The sequence below is a fragment of the Kitasatospora sp. NPDC048296 genome (assembly GCF_043201815.1).
Lineage (GTDB): Bacteria > Actinomycetota > Actinomycetes > Streptomycetales > Streptomycetaceae > Kitasatospora.
This window is the reverse complement of sequence record NZ_JBICZB010000112.1, coordinates 1-16,174: the sequence shown is the minus strand read 5'-3', so window position 1 is coordinate 16,174 and position 16,174 is coordinate 1. Positions and strand designations below refer to the sequence as shown.

Below are 16,174 nucleotides of genomic sequence, written 5' to 3'. Positions count from 1 at the left end.
CCGATCTCGGGCCTCAACACCTCAAGATCTGCACGGGGGACGGCGTGTGCCGCGTCAGGCGCTCTGAACCCACCCACGGATGGAGCAGAAGAGCCTCAATTGGGGCCGGGCGCGCGGTTCCAAGCATCCCAGCGAAGGAGCGAGCGTCCATGCGATTCCTCAACATCCACCACGCCCGTGAGACGATCGGCCGACTTGTGAGCGCGGTCAACGAGCAGCCCCCGCCGACCGTCGCGGCCCTCCCAGCCGCGTACCGGAGCGTCGTCTCCGCCCTCCGCCCCCTGCCGGTCGAGGGTGCGGGCATCTCGCTGTCCTTCAAGGACAGCGAGTGGGGGAGCTACCTGATCGAGAACAGGACCTTCGAGAACATCTTCGAGGGCCTGAAGGACACCCCGGCCGACCTGCGCGAGCGGTGGAAGCGCGACTTCTCCGTGGCGCTCCTGCACACCAGGGACCTCGTTCCCAACCTGGGGGCGCTCGTGGACCTGGTGGTCACCGACGTCGTGATGTTCAGCTCGACCAACAAGGGCGGCGGCACCGGTTCGACGCTCCCGGGCCTGGTCAGCATGAGCCCCGGCGACGAGTGGCGGCCCCACGACTACGCCGAGTCCCTGGTGCACGAGACCGTGCACCTGAACGTCTTTCTGGCGGACATGGTGTACCGCCTCTACACGCGGCCGGCCAAGGAACTGGAGGCCGACGAGCACCGGGTCGTGTCTGCGGTGAAGTTCGGGCAGATGCGCCCGCTGGACAAGGCGTTCCACAGCGCGGTGGTGGCCCCGCCCCTCATGCTGATGCAGCGCCTGAGGGGCGAGACCGAGTTGGTGGACAAGTTCCGCCACTCGATCCGCGAGTGCACGGACGGCCTGCTCGCAAAGCTCGACCTGTTCACGCCTTACGGCCAGGGAATGGTGCGCGAACTCGCGGACTTCGCCGAGACGATCGACTTCGACCTCGTCACCCGGTCGATTTCGGGCCGGGAGTTCGCGCACTACGAGCTGCCTGTCGCCGCTTAGGGTTCAAACAGGATGCCGGCCTCCCTGGCGAGGCTCAGGGCCAGTTCCATGGATCCTGGGCCTCGCACAGTGGCGCCCTTGAGGTGCGCCGCGCCTCCGACGTCGACCAGTGTGCAGTTGTCGAAGCTGACACCTGGCTGAATGACGATGTTGGCGAACTGGACTCCCGTGAGATCGCACTTCTCGAATCGGACGTCGCGGAGTTCGGCAAACTGAAAATCAGCCTGGGAGAGATTGCACTCCCTGAAGGCCACCGTCTTGAACTTCGCGTAGCGGAACAGCGTGCTGTCTGTCCGAGTGCCCTCGAAGAGGACGTCACGGAAACTGCCGTTGCTCCAGGACGACCCGGTAAGCCGGCATCCGGTCACCGTGCTTCGGAGGATGGACACGTCCTGTGTCCGGACCGTAGCGAAGTCGCAGGTCTCGAAGGTGATGTGAGCGAGTACCGACCGGACCAGGTGCATCCCGGTGAATCGGACGTTCTCGAAGGCGCATTGCTCTACTTCGACCGCTTCGCCCGTGCGGCCAATGAGGCTCAGCCCGCTGTATTGCCTGCCCTTGATTGTGGCGTCGTCCTCAAAGTCATGGTCGGGCAACTCCGCAGGTCGCAACGCCACCTGAAATCGCGGGGCCAGGGGATTCTTCAGGCGAGCCATTGCCTGAGCCATGAAGGGCACCTCGCAGCAGTCGATGGGGTGGAGGAAGCGAACGCTAGCATTCAACTGACTTAGCGAGAAAGGCAGTTGAAACTACAGGAGCGTCGAGTCCTGTGGCTATTTGGGCTGCCGAAAACCACCTCGTAAGCCCCCGCTCCGCCTGGGAAGACGCGGGGCGGGTAGCACCACCCAATGGGCAGCCGCCCATTGGGCCCAACCAGCACGGAGGTACTGAGATGGGTAAGCGCGGAGGCGGGTCCGGCGACGGCAAGGGCGGCGGCCAGCAGGACGACAGCAACAAGGGTGCCGGACACGGCGGCGGCGGGTCCGACGAGGGCGGCAACACCTCCGACGGCTCGTCCCCGGCGGGCGGCAGCGGCAAGTGACCGGCGAGACGCACAAGGAGGCGGGCCCCCAGGGGCTCGCCTCCGCGCTGATGGCCGGCGGCGCACTCTCCTCGGACTGGCTCCCTTCCTTCCGGGCCGTACCCCGTGAACTGTTCGTCCCGGATCGCATCTGGCCGGGCATCGCGGACGGCACCAAACAGAACTCCGTGGTGTACCGGTCGCAGGACCCGGAGGCATGGCGGCGGGCGGTCTACTCGGACATCCCGCTGACCACGCAGTGGGACGACGGTGACCACAAGGGGGACGGACTCGGCACGACGCCCAGCTCGTCCAACTCCATGCCCACGATGGTGTTCTCGATGCTCCAGGACCTCGACGTGCGCCCAGGCGACAGGGTGCTGGAGGTCGGAGCCGGCACGGGGTGGAACGCCGGCCTGCTGGCCCACCGTCTGGGCAGCCCCAACGTGGTGACCGTCGAGTACGACCCGGACGTTGCTCGCGGTGCCCAGGAGAACCTGGAACGGGCTGGACTCGCGCCGACCGTGGTCGAGGGCGACGGACGGCAGGGCTGGCCCGGCGGCGCTCCCTACGACCGGATCATCGCCACCTGCTCCCTGCTGGAGATCCCTCCGGCGTGGCTGGCGCAGACGGCTCCCGGCGGGATCATCGTGGCGCCCTTCGGCACCGAGTACGGCGGCGAGCAGATCGTCCGGCTGACCGTGAACGACGACGGGACCAGCGCGAGCGGCAGGTTCACCCGGAGTTCGGCGTTCATGCGGCTGCGCCAGCAGCGCACGGACCGGCCGCCCTTCGAGGACTACCTGCGCGGGCAGGAGTGGCCTGCCGACGGGGTGAGAAGCACCACCGCGCTGGCCCCTCCGGACACGGGAGGGTGGCTCGAGCAGTTCGTCATCGGGGCGGGTGTGCCCGGGGCGTTCTGGCGGGCGGAGCGCTACGACGACGGCGCGTACTCGCTGTGGCTCTACAGCCGGGACACCCTCTCCTGGGCCTCCGCCGATTACGAGCGGGGCCGTACGGAGTACGAGGTGTACCAGTCCGGCCCCCGGAACCTCTGGGACGAGGTGGAGGCGGCGTGGCGCTGGTGGGACGACCGGGGCCGCCCCGGGCTCGACCGGTTCGGCCTGACGGTCGGACCCGAGGGCCACACCGTGTGGCTGGACTGTCCGGAGAACCCGGTGCCGCTCCGAGGCTGAGTCGTTCCGTCACTTCGCCCCGTCGAGCCCAGTCTGCTCGACGGGGCGAAGGCCTGCCTATTCCTCGCAGCATCGCGCTGCGAGGACGACACTGTGTACACCGGCGCTGGTCATGGACTTCGAGCGCGGCCCGCTCCCTGCGCGCAGGGAGCGGGCCGCTTCGGTGTGCCGGTCAGCCGAAGGGTAGGACCTGGGTGCTGCCACCGGCCAGGATGTGCTGGTACTCGCTCCCGCCGTTGAGTGAGCGGTAGTTGATCACCGGATCGCCGGCTCGTACGAGGGCGGTCGCACATCCGAGGCACCAGGGCTGTGGCGGCTGCACGTCGAGATCCTCGATCACCGCAGGAGCGGAGCACTGCGTGCAGTCCGCCATCACGTCCTCCCCGGGGTCAGGCCCAGGTGGAGCCGCACACGGTGCAGCCCCAACGGCCGTCCATGGTCTGGTAAGTGGAACCCGATCCGCAGGCCGGGCAGGGCGCGGGCGCACGGCGTGCAGGCCCGCTCCAGCAGGGTACTGGGCTCCAGGGTGGTAGCGGGCTCGATCTCGGTGATGGGCTTGTCGACGCTGCTGGCGAATGAATGACCAACAGCGTCCGGTCGGCGACCCCAGGCGAGCCTTCGGTCAGGAGAGGTCCAATGACCGCCGCAGGAAGTCGAGTTCGTGGTGCAGCAGGTTCTCCACCACCGCCTCGTCGTTCGGCCGGTGCCCGGCGCCGCGCAGCGGCAGGACCTCGTGCGTGCGGCCGGCGGCGAGTAGGGCACTGGAGAGCCGCAGGGTGTGGACGGGGAAGACGTTGTCGTCCGCGAGGCCCTGGACCAGCAGCAGCGGGCGGCTCAGCTTCGGCGCCTCGGTGATCAGGTCGCAGGAGTCGTAGTGCTCGGGGTGCTCGTCGGGGTGGCCGAGGAAGCGCTCCTGCCAGTGGGTGTCGTACATCCTGTGGTCGGTGGGCGCGGCCCCGGCCGAGGCGGCGTGGAAGACATCCGGGCGGCGCAGCACCGCGAGCGCGGCGAGGAAGCCGCCGTAGGACCACCCTCGGATGGCGACCCGGTCGAGGTCGAGCAGTCCGGGCTGCCGCCGGGCCGCCTCGTGCAGGGCCTCGATCTGGTCCTCCAACGCGGGCCCGGCCTTGTCGCCCCAGATCGTCTTGTCCCACAGCGGCCCGCGCCCGGGGGTGCCCCGGCCGTCCACCACGAGCACCGCGAAGCCCTGGTCGGCGAACCACTGCGAGACCAGACCGAACCAGAGCCCGCCGGTGGTCACCCGCTGCATGGCCGGTCCGCCGTACGGGTCGAGCAGGACGGGCAGCGGGCCGTCGCCGGGCTGGTGGCCGGTGGGCAGGTAGAGCGCGGTGCGCAGTTCGCGCGGGCCGAGGCGGAGGAACTCGGGCCGCGTCGTGCGGACGGGCGGCTCCGCGTGCGAAACCAGCGGGAGAGCTGGGCGCCCGTCCCGCAGCACCACGGTTCGCCCGCCGGGGTAGCTCTCGGCCTGGGTGGTGAGGACGAGCGTGCCGCCCCGCAGGGCGCCGGCGTGGAGGCCCGGGCCGCTGCTCAACTGCCGTAGGCCCGCCGCCGGTTCGTACGCCCACACGTGGGTCTCGGTGGGCTCCTCCGAGGCGGTGAACAGCACCCGCTCGCCCTCCGTCCCGAGGACGGCCCGCAGCTGCAGGCCAGCCGGGGTGACGGGCTTGCCGTCGACGGTCAGGTGCCGGGTGTCGCCGTCGTCGGCGGTGTCGACCAGCGCGCCGCCCTCGGTTCGGACCGGCAGCCCGGGGAGCAGTTCGATCCAGTGCGGGTCGTCACGTTCGGCGAGCACCCGGGTGGCGCCGTCCGGCTCGACCGCCAGGGTGCGGACGGTGCGCTGGTCGCGGCTCTGCACGGCGGCGTACGGGCCGTATCCGTCCCAGCCGGCGGCCGTGACGTACTCGAAGGCGGCGCGGTCCCAGCGGACCTCGGTGCGGCGGCCGTCGAGGCCGAGCAGCCAGAGCGAGACGTCGGCGTTGGCGGTGCCGGCCAGCGGGTAGCGGATGGCGCGCGGCGGCTGCTGCGGGTCGGTCGGGTCGGCGAGGAACCAGCGGGTGACCGGGCGGTCGTCGACCCGGGCGACCAGCAGCGCGGTGCCGTCGGGGGACCACCAGTGGCCGCGGTCGCGGTACATCTCGCCGACGGCGACGTACTCGGCGAGGCCGTACGTCACGTCCGCCGCCTCGGGCTCGGCGAGCGCGTGGTCATCCGTGCCGTCGACGCCGACCACCCGCAGGGCGCCGCCGCTGACGTACGCGATCCGGCGGCCGGTCGGGTCCAGCCGCACCTCCTCGGCCTCGCCGCTGGAGGTGACCGGGCAAACCGTGGCCGTGCGGGTGTCGGCGAGCCAGAGCGTGCCGTCCAAGGCGAAGGCGGCGTACCGCCCGACGGAGTCGGTGCTGTACGAGGCGATGCCGGTGGCGGAGCCGAGCGCGGCCGGGTCGGCGATCAGCCGCTCCGTGCCGCTGTCGGCGTCCAGCGCCCAGAGGCAGCTGAGCGGGTCGGTGCCGCCCCGGCTGCGCAGGAACAGGACGGTGGTGCCGTCGGCGGAGGGCTCCGGCTGGACGGGGACGCCCAGGGTGAACCGTCGGGTGCGGGCTAGCTGGCGGGGCAGCGAGTCGGTGGCCATGCGGGCACGGTAGGCGGAAAACGACCGAGGCCGCCGTGGATCTCAGGAATCCACAGCGGCCTCGGAGCCTTGCCGGACGTCTTACCGGACGGACGTCAGTGCACGTCGCCCATGAGCTTGACGACCTTCTTGCGGTACATCGCCAGCGCGATGCCGGCGACGATCGCCAGGACGCCCTGGACCGCGAAGTACATCGTGCCGCCGACCACCTTGTCGCCCAGCACCAGCTGGAAGATGGCGGCGACGCAGTCGCCCGCGGTGACCGCGAGGAACCAGACGCCCATCATCTGGCTGGCGTACTTGGTGGGGGCCAGCTTGGTGGTGACGGACAGGCCGACCGGGGAGAGGGTGAGCTCACCGACGGTCTGGACCAGGTAGACCATGGCCAGCCACAGCGGGGTGACCTTGGTGTCGCCGGAGGCGGAGGCCATCGCCAGCATCATGACGATGAAGGAGGCGCCGATCATCAGCAGACCGAAGGCGAACTTCATGGTCGTGCTGGGGTTCTTCGACCGGCGGGCCAGGGCGACCCAGATCCAGGCGAAGACCGGGGCCAGCGCCATGATGTAGAGCGGGTTGAGCGACTGGAACCAGCTGGACGGGAAGTTGAACCCGAACAGCGTGGACGCGGTGTGCTCGTCGGCGAAGATGTTCAGCGTCGAGCCGGACTGGTCGTAGATCATCCAGAACACGGCGGCGGCGACGAAGAACCAGATGTAGCCGCTCATCTTGGACTGCTCGGCGGCGTCGAGGTCCTTGTCCCGCTTCACCTTGGTGAAGACCAGGACCGGGATCGCGATGCCCGCGATGGACAGCGGCCAGATCGCCCAGTTGATGGTGAAGTGGCCGGTGGCGGCGACGACCGCGTAGAAGACGGCGGCGACGGCCAGCCAGATGCCCGCCTTGGTGAAGATCTTCCGCTTCTCGTCCGCGCTGATCGGCGAGGTGACGACGCTGCTCTTCGGGCTCAGGTGGCGGGTGCCCAGCAGGAACTGGCCCAGGCCGAGGGCCATGCCGACACCGGCCAGGGCGAAGCCCAGGTGCCAGCTGACGTTCTGGCCGACGGTGCCGATGACCAGCGGGGCCGCGAAGGCACCGAGGTTGATGCCCATGTAGAAGACGGTGAAGCCACCGTCGCGACGCGGGTCGTTCGGGCCGTCGTACAGGTGGCCGACCATCGTGGAGATGTTGGCCTTGAGCAGGCCCGAGCCGACCGCGATGAACGCGAGGCCGACGAAGAACGACGCGCTGAACGGGACGGCCAGCAGGAAGTGGCCGATCATGATGATCGTGCCACCGACCGCGACGGTCTTGCGCGCGCCGAGGAAGCGGTCCGCGATCCAGCCGCCCGGGAGGGCCAGCAGGTAGACCATGGCCGTGTAGACGCTGTACACGGCGGCGGCGACGGCCGCCTTCATGCCGAGGCCGCCCTGCGCGATGGAGGCGGTCATGTAGAGCACCAGCAGGGCGCGCATGCCGTAGTAGCTGAAGCGCTCCCACATCTCGCTCATGAAGAGAGTGGCGAGGCCGCGGGGGTGCCCGAGGAAGGTCTTGCCGCTGGGATTGGCCGACGTGACGCCGGAGTCCAGGGTCGTAGACGCCATGAGTAGTGGTTCCTTGCCTGACAGCGTCCGCCTAGGGGGGTGGCGGCGGACGTTGGACTTGAACCACTCTACGTGGCGATATTTGGCGTTATCAGATGACAAAAGTCGCGAATTAGGTATGGGAATGGCAAAGCTTGCGACAGATCTGCCCGATTGATCCATGGTACGCGGGCCAGTCTCCCTTCGGTTTCAAGATCCAAAAGGAGATTCTTCGCCGAACGTCCGGTCGGCAACGCTGGGTTGACCCCCGAATGGCCCTTGTATAACGATCACGCTCTGTGAACTACCTCACAGGGCGTACGGTCATACCCCGGCGGACTACCATCACCACATGACCTGTGTGCTGCTCGCCGAGGACGATCCGGCGATCTCCGAACCGCTCGCCAGGGCCCTGCGACGTGAGGGCTATGAGGTGCTCGTCCGCGAGGACGGTCCGACCGCCCTGGCCGCCGGCCTCACCGAGGAGGTCGACCTCGTCGTCCTGGACCTCGGCCTGCCCGAGATGGACGGCCTTGAGGTCTGCCGACGCCTGCGCGCCGACGGCAAGAGCTGTCCCGTGCTCGTGCTCACCGCCCGCGCCGACGAGGTGGACACCGTGGTCGGCCTGGACGCCGGTGCCGACGACTACGTCACCAAGCCCTTCCGCCTGGCCGAACTGCTCGCCCGCGTCCGGGCCCTGCTCCGGCGCGGCAACGTCGACCAGCTCACCACCGGTGCGCACGGGGTGAAGATCGACATCGAGTCCCACCGCGCCTGGCTCGGCGAGGAGGAGCTGACCCTCTCCGCCAAGGAGTTCGAGCTGCTGCGCGTCCTGGTCCGCGACGCCGGCCGGGTGGTCACCCGCGAGGAGATCATGCGGCAGGTCTGGGACACCACCTGGTGGACCTCGACCAAGACCCTGGACATGCACATCTCCTGGCTCCGCAAGAAGCTCGGTGACGACGCGGCGAACCCGCGCTACATCGCCACCGTGCGCGGTGTGGGCTTCCGGTTCGAGAAGAATTAGCCCCGTACGGAGATCGTGGCCGGGCGACGGCCGATGAAGCGGAACACCTCGGGGAGCAGCAGCGTGAAACGCCGGATGATCAACTCGCTGCTGGTCGTCGTCCTGGTGGTGGTCGTGGTGTTCTGCGTGCCGCTCGCCCTGGTCGAGAAGCGCACCATCGTCAACTCGGCCCAGGACCGGGTGGACGCGGCCGCCGTCCGGGTGCTCGCCCTGGTGGAGAGCCGGCTCGCCGCGGGCGAGTCGGTCAAGGAGGGGCGCGTCTTCGAGAGCCAGGTCACCGAGGGCAGCTACGTCGAGGTGCAGATCCCCGGCCAGCCGGTGGTCTCGGCCGGCGACCGCCCGGCCGGGAACCACCTGCTGAAGGCCGCCGAACGCGGCAACAGCGGCGAGACCGTCACCGTCGAGCAGTCCCGCGAGGACGTCGACCACGAGATCGCCAACAATCTGCTGCTGCTCGGCGTGGTCGCGCTGCTCGCTGTCCAGGCCGCCGTCGCGCTCGCCGTCTGGCAGGCCAAGCGGCTCGCCCGGCCGCTCACCGACCTCGCCGAGACCGCCGAACGGCTCGGCTCCGGCGACCCGCGCCCGCGCGACCGCCGCTACGGCGTGCCCGAACTCGACCGGGTCGCCGAGGTGCTGGACGTCAGCGCCGAGCGGATCGCCCGGATGCTCACCGCCGAGCGCCGGCTCGCCGCCGACGCCTCGCACCAGCTGCGCACCCCGCTCACCGCGCTCTCCATGCGGCTGGAGGAGATCATCGCCCTCGCCGAGGAGCCGGAGACCGTCAAGGAGGAGGCGACCATCGCCCTCCAGCAGGTCGAGCGGCTCACCGACGTGGTCCAGCGGCTGCTCACCACCCAGCGCGACCCGCGCAGCCCCACCGCGGTCGCCTTCGACCTGGACGAGGTGATCAAGCAGCAGGTGGAGGAGTGGGGCCCGACGCTGCGCGAGCAGGGCCGGGTGCTGTCCCTGGAGGGCCTGCACGGGGTCACCGCGGTCGGCACCCCGGGGACGGTCGCCCAGGTGCTGGCCACCCTGATCGAGAACTCGCTGATGCACGGCGCCGGGACGATCACCCTGCGGGTCCGGCCCTCCGGCACCTCGGTGGTGGTCGAGGTGCAGGACCAGGGCGCCGGAGTGCCGGCCGACCTCGGCAATCGGGTGTTCGAGCGCGCGGTCAGCGGCCGCAACTCCACCGGCATCGGCCTGGCCGTCGCCCGCGACCTCGCGGAGGCGGACGGCGGCCGGCTGGAGCTCCTCTCGCTGAAGCCGGCGGTGTTCGCGCTCTTCCTCGGCCGCAGCCACGAGGACTGAGGGTCTTCGAGCCGTTCGGGCCGTCGTGGGCGGCCGTCCGGGTGGCGTGGACTACTCGGCCGGGGCGTAGCGGATCTGCTCGGCGGCCAGCATCAGCTCGGCCTGGGCGGCCAGCTCCTGGCCGCTGGCGGCGTCGACGGCCTGCGCGGGCTCGGGCTCCGCCTTGAACACCCAGGTGCGGTACGAGAAGAAGCGGAACACGGTGGCCACGCCGAGGCCGATCACCTTGGCGCCGAGCTGCTCGTAGTGCGAGTCCAGGTGCAGCACGTACACCGTGAAGCCGAGCACGCCGGTCTCGATCAGCATGCCGATGCCGCTGTACACCAGGAACAGCGTGATCTCCCGCTTGCGCGAGGCGGCGTCCCGGTCCCGGTACAGCCAGTAGCGGTAGCCGAGGTAGTTGGTGGCGATCGCGATCACGGTGGCCGCGATGTTGGACCGCAGCGAGGCCAGGCCCAGGCCGTTGATGCAGACCCAGAACACGGCGAAGTTGATCACCACGCCGCCCAGGCCGACGATGCCGAACTTCACGACTTCACCCGTGAGCCCACGCATCTTCTGCATGAGCGGGGGTTTCGAAGCTGCGGTCGTCGCCATACCGGACTGCCTCCATGTGCCTGCGGACGAAAGGGCGGCCGACCTGGGATGCGGCCACCCTTGTGTCCTGCGTGCACGCACATGATCTGACTGCGTGGACGAGGACCTAGCCGTCCAGGCTACCCGCTTCCATCGAACGGCTCAGCCCTCGGAGGCGGGGGTTGACATCTACGCGCGTCCACTACTCACGGCCCGCCCGCGGCTCCACCACCCCCCACCGGCCCGGATATCCTGGCCGGGTGACTTCCCCGGGCAATATGAATTTTCCAGTGGTGGGCATGATCGGTGGCGGGCAGCTGGCCCGCATGGCACACCAGGCGGGTATCCCGCTCGGGGTCAGGTTCAAGCTCCTCGCCGACACGCCGCAGGACTCCGCCGCGCAGGTGGTCTCCGAGGTCGTCCTCGGTGACTACCGCGACCTCGACACCCTGCGCCGCTTCGCGGCCGGCTGCGACGTCGTCACCTTCGACCACGAGCACGTCCCCACCGAGCACCTGCGGGCCCTGGAGGCCGACGGCATCGCCGTCCGCCCCGGCCCGGACGCGCTGGTCAACGCCCAGGACAAGGGCGTGATGCGGGCCGAGCTCGACTCGATCGGCGTGCCTTGCCCCCGGCACCGGATCGTCGCCGACCCGGCCGACGTCACCGCCTTCGCGAACGAGGGCACCGGCTACCCGGTCGTGCTGAAGACCGTTCGCGGCGGCTACGACGGCAAGGGCGTCTGGGTCGTGGACACCGAGGAGGAGGCGCAGGCCCCGTTCCTGGCGGGCGTCCCGGTGCTGGCCGAGGAGAAGGTCGACTTCGTCCGCGAGCTGGCCGCCAACGTGGTTCGTTCGCCCAGCGGCCAGGCCGTCGCCTACCCGGTCGTCGAGAGCGTCCAGGAGAACGGCGTCTGCGCCGAGGTCACCGCCCCCGCGCCGGACCTCGACCCCGCCCTGTCCGACGAGGCCCAGCAGCTCGCCCTGCGGATCGCCGGCGACCTCGGCATCGTCGGCCACCTCGCCGTCGAGCTGTTCCAGACCCGGGACGGCCGCATCCTGGTCAACGAGCTGGCCATGCGCCCGCACAACTCCGGGCACTGGACCCAGGACGGCGCGGTCACCTCGCAGTTCGAGAACCACCTGAGGGCCGTCCTCGACCTCCCGCTCGGCGACCCCCGGCCCCGCGCCAGGTGGACCGTCATGGTCAACGTCCTCGGCGGCGACTACCCGGACATGTATCACGCCTTCCTGCACTGCATGGCCCGCGACCCCGGGCTGCGGATCCACATGTACGGGAAGGACGTGAAGCCCGGCCGCAAGGTCGGCCACGTCAACGTCTTCGGGGACGACCTCGACGACGTCCGCGAGCGCGCCCGCCATGCGGCCGCCTACCTGCGAGGAACGATCACCGAATGACCACCCCTGTCGTTGGCATCGTGATGGGCTCCGACTCCGACTGGCCGGTCATGGAGGCCGCCGCCCAGGCCCTGGACGAGTTCGAGATCCCCTACGAGGTGGACGTCGTCTCCGCCCACCGGATGCCCCGCGAGATGGTCGCCTACGGCGAGAACGCCCACACGCGCGGCCTCAAGGCGATCATCGCCGGCGCCGGCGGCGCGGCCCACCTGCCCGGCATGCTGGCCTCCGTCACCCCGCTGCCGGTCATCGGCGTGCCGGTGCCGCTGCGCTACCTGGACGGCATGGACAGCCTGCTGTCGATCGTCCAGATGCCGGCCGGCGTGCCGGTCGCGACCGTCTCGGTGGCCGGCGCGCGCAACGCGGGCCTGCTCGCGGTCCGGATGCTCGCCGCGTTCGACACCGAACTCGCCGAGAAGATGACCGACTTCCAGGCCGAGCTGAACAGCCAGGCCACCGAGAAGGGCAAGAAGCTCCGGGCCAAGGTGGCCGGTTCCACCTCCTTCGGCTTCGGCAAGTAAGACCGCTGGTGGGGGTGGGTTCGCGAACTGCCCGTGCGGAAGTACAGCAGAGTGTTCGTTAGCTCGATCGGGTGACGTCCAGTCGGCTGTGGGTGAGGCCGCCGCACGGTCGCGTAGGCTCTGGAGTGCGATCTGCTCACCGGGTTCGGTTTCGGTGTTCGGGGCCCCTGCTCCACCAGAGCGATGGTTCAGGGCCTCCCCGTCGCCTCTGGCCGTATCCATGTGGCCTGGTCGTGAGGGAACCGGCCTCCCGGGACGGACCACGCACAGGATGCGTGTTGCCCAGCGGGGTTGAGTACGCCGGGGACCAGTGCGCCCAAGACCGTTCGGGGCGTGCGGCTCATCGGGAGTCACTCCTGATCAGTCCTAAGGAACGGTAGAACAGCCCGTATGACTTCTCAGACGGACTCCCCCACCCCGCTGGACCGCGCCCGGGCGCTGCTCCGCACCGCCCCCGTGGTGGACGGTCACAACGACCTCCCCTGGGCGATGCGCGAGCAGGCCGGCTACGACCTCGGCGCGCTCGACCTCGCCGCCGACCAGAGCGACCGCCTGCACACCGACCTCGCCCGCCTTGCGGAGGGCGGGGTCGGCGCGCAGTTCTGGTCCGTCTACGTGCCCGCCTCGCTGGCCGGCGACCACGCGGTCAGCGCCACCCTGGAGCAGGTCGACTTCGTCCACGCCCTGGTCGAGCGCTACCCCGACCGGCTGCGGCTCGCCCGCACCGCCGCGGACATGGAGGCCGCCCGCGCCGAGGGCCGGATCGCCTCGCTGATGGGCGCCGAGGGCGGCCACTCCATCGACTGCTCGCTGGCCACCCTGCGCGCCCTGTACGAGCTCGGCGTGCGGTACCTGACGCTCACCCACAACGACAACGTGCCGTGGGCCGACTCCGCGACCGACAAGCCGGTGGCCGGCGGGCTGACCCGCTTCGGCGAGGAGGTCGTCCGGGAGATGAACCGGCTCGGCATGCTGGTCGACCTCTCGCACGTCTCCGCCGACACCATGCGGGACGCCCTGCGGGTCACCGAGGCGCCGGTGGTCTTCTCGCACTCCTCGTCCCGCACGGTCTGCGACCACCCGCGCAACATCCCGGACGACGTGCTCGCCCAGCTGCCCGCCAACGGCGGGGTGGCGATGGCGACCTTCGTCCCGAAGTTCATCCTGCCCGCCGCCATCGAGTGGACCCTGGCCGCCGACGAGAACATGCGCGCCCACGGCTTCCACCCGCTGGACACCACCCCGCCGGCCATGGAGCGCCAGCGCGCCTTCGAGGCCGCCAACCCGCGCCCGATCGCCACCCCGGCCACCGTCGCCGACCACCTCGACCACATGCGCGAGGTGGCCGGCATCGACCACATCGGCATCGGCGGCGACTTCGACGGCACCGCCTTCCTGCCCGACGGCCTCGACTCGGTGGCCGGCTACCCCAACCTGGTCGCCGAACTCCTCGGCCGCCACTGGTCGGAGGCCGACCTGGCCAAGCTCACCTGGCACAACGCCGTCCGCGTGCTGCGCGACGCCGAGTCGGCCGCGGCGACCCTGCGGTCGAGCCGCCGCCCGTCCATCGCGACCATCGCCCAGCTGGACGGCTGACGCTCAGCCCAGCCGCGGGATCTCGATGGCCGGGCACCTGTCCATCACCATCGAGCCCCCCGCGGCCCTGACCCGCCCGTACGCGGCCTCGTCGACCACACCCAGCTGGAACCAGACCGCCTTCGCCCCGGCCGCCACCGCCTGGTCGGCCACCTCCCCGGCCAGCGCGCTGTTCACGAACACGTCCACCACGTCGACCGGGAACGGGATCTCGGCGAGCGAGGCGTACCCGGGCTCGCCGAGCACCGTCTCCGCCTTCGGATGCACCGGCACGATCCGCTTGCCGTAGCGCTGCAACACCCGCGCCACCCCGTACGCGGCCCGCGCGGTGTTGTTGGACAGCCCCACCACCGCCCAGGTGTCACCCGCCCCGGTGAGGATCCCGCGGACCGTCGCATCGTCGCCGTAGCTCGTCATGCCGGTGCCAACGGCGCTCCGCCGAAGGGCATTCCCCGGTCGGGTGTCAGCTCGGGCGGCCGAGGGCGCGGTAGGTCCAGCCGGCGGCGCGCCAGGCTTCGGCGTCGAGGACGTTGCGGCCGTCGAGGAGGCGGCGTTCGGCGACGACGGCGCCGAGTTCGGCCGGGTCCAGCTCGCGGAACTCGGCCCACTCGGTGAGGTGGAGGACGACGTGGGCGCCCTCAGCGGCTTCCAGGGCGGAGCCGGCGTAGGCGAGGGAGGGGAACATCTTGCGGGCATTGTCCACGGCCTTCGGGTCGTAGACGGTGACCTGGGCGCCCTGGAGCTGGATCTGGGCGGCCACGTTGAGGGCGGGGGAGTCCCGGATGTCGTCCGAGTTGGGCTTGAAGGCGGCGCCGAGGACGGCGACCCGGCGGCCCAGGAAGCCGCCGCCGCACTGCTCGCGGGCCAGCTCGACCATCCGGGAACGGCGCCGCATGTTGATCGAGTCGACCTCGCGCAGGAAGGTCAGCGCCTGGTCGGCGCCGAGCTCGCCGGCCCGGGCCATGAACGCCCGGATGTCCTTCGGCAGGCAGCCGCCGCCGAAGCCGAGGCCGGAGTTGAGGAACTTGCCGCCGATCCGCTCGTCGTAGGAGAGCGCCTTGCTGAGCTGGGTGACGTCCGCGCCGGCCGCCTCGCAGACCTCGGCCATCGCGTTGATGAAGGAGATCTTGGTGGCCAGGAACGAGTTGGCGGCGGCCTTGACCAGTTCGGCGGTCGCGAAGTCGGTGACCACGAACGGCACTCCGGCCGAGATCGGCTCGGCGTACACCTCGCGCAGCAGCCGCTCGGCCCGCTCGCTCTGGGCGCCGACCACGATCCGGTCCGGCCGCAGGGTGTCCTGGACGGCGAAGCCCTCGCGCAGGAACTCCGGGTTCCAGGCGAGTTCGGCGCCCCCGCCGACCGGCGCGAGCGCGGCCAGCCGTTCGGCCAGCCGGGCCGCCGAGCCGACCGGGACGGTGGACTTGCCGACCACCAGGGCCGGGCGGGTCAGGTGCGGCGCCAGGTCGTCGATCGCGGTGTCCACGTACGACATGTCGGCGGCGAACTCGCCCTTGCGCTGCGGGGTGTTGACGCAGATGAAGTGCACGTCGCCGAACTCGGCGGCCTCCTTGGCGGAGGTGGTGAAGCGCAGCCGCCCGGTGGAGCCCTCGTGCCCGGCGACGTGCTTGAGCAGCAGCTCGGACAGCCCCGGCTCGTACATCGGGACGCGGCCTGCGGTGAGGGTGGCGATCTTGTCGGGATCGATGTCCAGACCCAGCACCTCGAAGCCGAACTCGGCCATCGCGGCGGCATGCGTCGCGCCGAGGTAGCCGGTGCCGATCACGGAGATGCGGAGGGTCACGGGTTCCCCTTAGAGCGGTTTCGACCAGTAGAGGTGCCCCTGATGCTATCCGCCCGGCCCGGTCACGCAGGGATCGCCCGCGTTCGGAGGCCGCTAGGCAGCCGCAGGTCGGAGCCCTAGGATCGCTACTGAACGGTAGTTAACCCCGGATTCGACGTCGATCAGACTTCGGTCACTGGACCACGAGGCAGGCATCATGGCGGGCGGCGCGGCTGACTTCGATCTCTTCCGTATCTCCGAGGAGCACGAGATGCTCCGCGAGGCGGTGCGTTCGCTGGCCGAGGCGAAGATCGCGCCGTTCGCGGCGGAGGTGGACGAGCAGGGGCGGTTCCCGCAGGAGGCGCTGGACGCGCTGCGGGGCAGTGACCTGCACGCGGTGCACGTGCCGGAGGTGTACGGCGGTGCGGGGGCGGACGCGCTGGCGACGGTGATCGTGATCGAGGAGGTCGCGCGGGTGT

At 70.4% G+C, this 16,174-nt stretch carries 16 protein-coding genes; 9 read left to right on the top strand and 7 right to left on the bottom strand.

Features of this window, described 5'->3' with window-relative positions:
- Positions 1-149: 149 nt before the first annotated feature.
- Positions 150-1,016, top strand: a complete 867-nt coding sequence (locus tag ACGF12_RS36170; RefSeq protein WP_393040098.1) for an aKG-HExxH-type peptide beta-hydroxylase — start codon at positions 150-152, stop codon at positions 1,014-1,016.
- Here the strand turns inward: ACGF12_RS36170 and ACGF12_RS36165 are convergent.
- Positions 1,013-1,684, bottom strand: coding sequence for a pentapeptide repeat-containing protein (locus ACGF12_RS36165; protein ID WP_393040095.1), 672 nt, complete (start codon positions 1,682-1,684; stop codon positions 1,013-1,015). The genes ACGF12_RS36170 and ACGF12_RS36165 overlap by 4 nt on opposite strands.
- Before the next feature lie 224 nt (positions 1,685-1,908).
- Between ACGF12_RS36165 and ACGF12_RS36160 the strand changes: the two genes are divergently transcribed.
- Both ACGF12_RS36160 and ACGF12_RS36155 read left to right on the top strand, forming a co-directional pair.
- Positions 1,909-2,058 (top strand): hypothetical protein, encoded by a 150-nt coding sequence (locus tag ACGF12_RS36160; RefSeq protein WP_199922064.1) that lies wholly within the window; start codon positions 1,909-1,911, stop codon positions 2,056-2,058.
- Positions 2,055-3,233 (top strand): methyltransferase domain-containing protein, encoded by a 1,179-nt coding sequence (locus tag ACGF12_RS36155; protein WP_393040091.1) that lies wholly within the window; start codon positions 2,055-2,057, stop codon positions 3,231-3,233. The genes ACGF12_RS36160 and ACGF12_RS36155 overlap by 4 nt, the downstream gene beginning before the upstream one ends.
- Positions 3,234-3,405: 172 nt before the next feature.
- Here ACGF12_RS36155 and ACGF12_RS36150 read toward each other — a convergent pair whose 3' ends face one another.
- The 3 genes from ACGF12_RS36150 to ACGF12_RS36140 form a co-directional block, all read right to left on the bottom strand.
- Positions 3,406-3,606, bottom strand: a complete 201-nt coding sequence (locus tag ACGF12_RS36150) for a hypothetical protein (protein WP_393040088.1) — start codon at positions 3,604-3,606, stop codon at positions 3,406-3,408.
- Between the two features lie 249 nt (positions 3,607-3,855).
- Positions 3,856-5,883, bottom strand: a complete 2,028-nt coding sequence (locus ACGF12_RS36145; RefSeq protein WP_393040085.1) for a prolyl oligopeptidase family serine peptidase — start codon at positions 5,881-5,883, stop codon at positions 3,856-3,858.
- A gap of 95 nt (positions 5,884-5,978) precedes the next feature.
- Entirely contained in the window at positions 5,979-7,487 is a 1,509-nt protein-coding gene (locus tag ACGF12_RS36140) for a peptide MFS transporter (RefSeq protein WP_393040082.1), read from the bottom strand.
- 331 nt (positions 7,488-7,818) lie between these two features.
- On the opposite strand from ACGF12_RS36140, the gene ACGF12_RS36135 reads away from it, so the two are divergent.
- The gene (locus ACGF12_RS36135; protein WP_030290974.1) at positions 7,819-8,493 is read left to right on the top strand and encodes a response regulator transcription factor; all 675 of its coding nucleotides are present in this window, start codon (positions 7,819-7,821) and stop codon (positions 8,491-8,493) included.
- Positions 8,494-8,556: 63 nt separating this feature from the next.
- Complete coding sequence (locus ACGF12_RS36130) at positions 8,557-9,804, top strand: ATP-binding protein (protein WP_393040079.1); 1,248 nt, start codon at positions 8,557-8,559, stop codon at positions 9,802-9,804.
- Positions 9,805-9,855: 51 nt separating this feature from the next.
- Here ACGF12_RS36130 and ACGF12_RS36125 read toward each other — a convergent pair whose 3' ends face one another.
- Positions 9,856-10,368, bottom strand: coding sequence for a GtrA family protein (locus ACGF12_RS36125; RefSeq protein ID WP_393040076.1), 513 nt, complete (start codon positions 10,366-10,368; stop codon positions 9,856-9,858).
- Positions 10,369-10,658: 290 nt separating this feature from the next.
- Between ACGF12_RS36125 and ACGF12_RS36120 the strand changes: the two genes are divergently transcribed.
- The 3 genes from ACGF12_RS36120 to ACGF12_RS36110 all read left to right on the top strand — a co-directional run bounded on the left by ACGF12_RS36120 (position 10,659) and on the right by ACGF12_RS36110 (position 13,915).
- Positions 10,659-11,798: a 5-(carboxyamino)imidazole ribonucleotide synthase gene (locus ACGF12_RS36120; RefSeq protein ID WP_393040073.1), complete on the top strand. Its 1,140-nt coding sequence runs from the start codon at positions 10,659-10,661 to the stop codon at positions 11,796-11,798.
- Entirely contained in the window at positions 11,795-12,319 is a 525-nt protein-coding gene (gene purE, locus ACGF12_RS36115; protein WP_393040069.1) for a 5-(carboxyamino)imidazole ribonucleotide mutase, read from the top strand. The genes ACGF12_RS36120 and purE overlap by 4 nt, the downstream gene beginning before the upstream one ends.
- Before the next feature lie 390 nt (positions 12,320-12,709).
- A complete protein-coding gene (locus tag ACGF12_RS36110) occupies positions 12,710-13,915 on the top strand; it encodes a dipeptidase (protein ID WP_393040066.1) in 1,206 nt (401 codons plus the stop codon).
- A 3-nt stretch (positions 13,916-13,918) separates the two neighbouring features.
- On the opposite strand, the gene ACGF12_RS36105 is transcribed toward ACGF12_RS36110, so the two are convergent.
- Together ACGF12_RS36105 and ACGF12_RS36100 are read right to left on the bottom strand one after the other, a co-directional pair.
- The gene (locus ACGF12_RS36105) at positions 13,919-14,332 is read right to left on the bottom strand and encodes a CoA-binding protein (protein WP_393040063.1); all 414 of its coding nucleotides are present in this window, start codon (positions 14,330-14,332) and stop codon (positions 13,919-13,921) included.
- Positions 14,333-14,378: 46 nt separating this feature from the next.
- Positions 14,379-15,716: a UDP-glucose dehydrogenase family protein gene (locus ACGF12_RS36100; RefSeq protein WP_393040060.1), complete on the bottom strand. Its 1,338-nt coding sequence runs from the start codon at positions 15,714-15,716 to the stop codon at positions 14,379-14,381.
- 196 nt (positions 15,717-15,912) lie between these two features.
- Between ACGF12_RS36100 and ACGF12_RS36095 the strand changes: the two genes are divergently transcribed.
- Positions 15,913-16,174, top strand: a 262-nt coding sequence (locus ACGF12_RS36095; RefSeq protein WP_393040057.1) for an acyl-CoA dehydrogenase family protein, incomplete at its 3' end; no start/stop codon positions are given.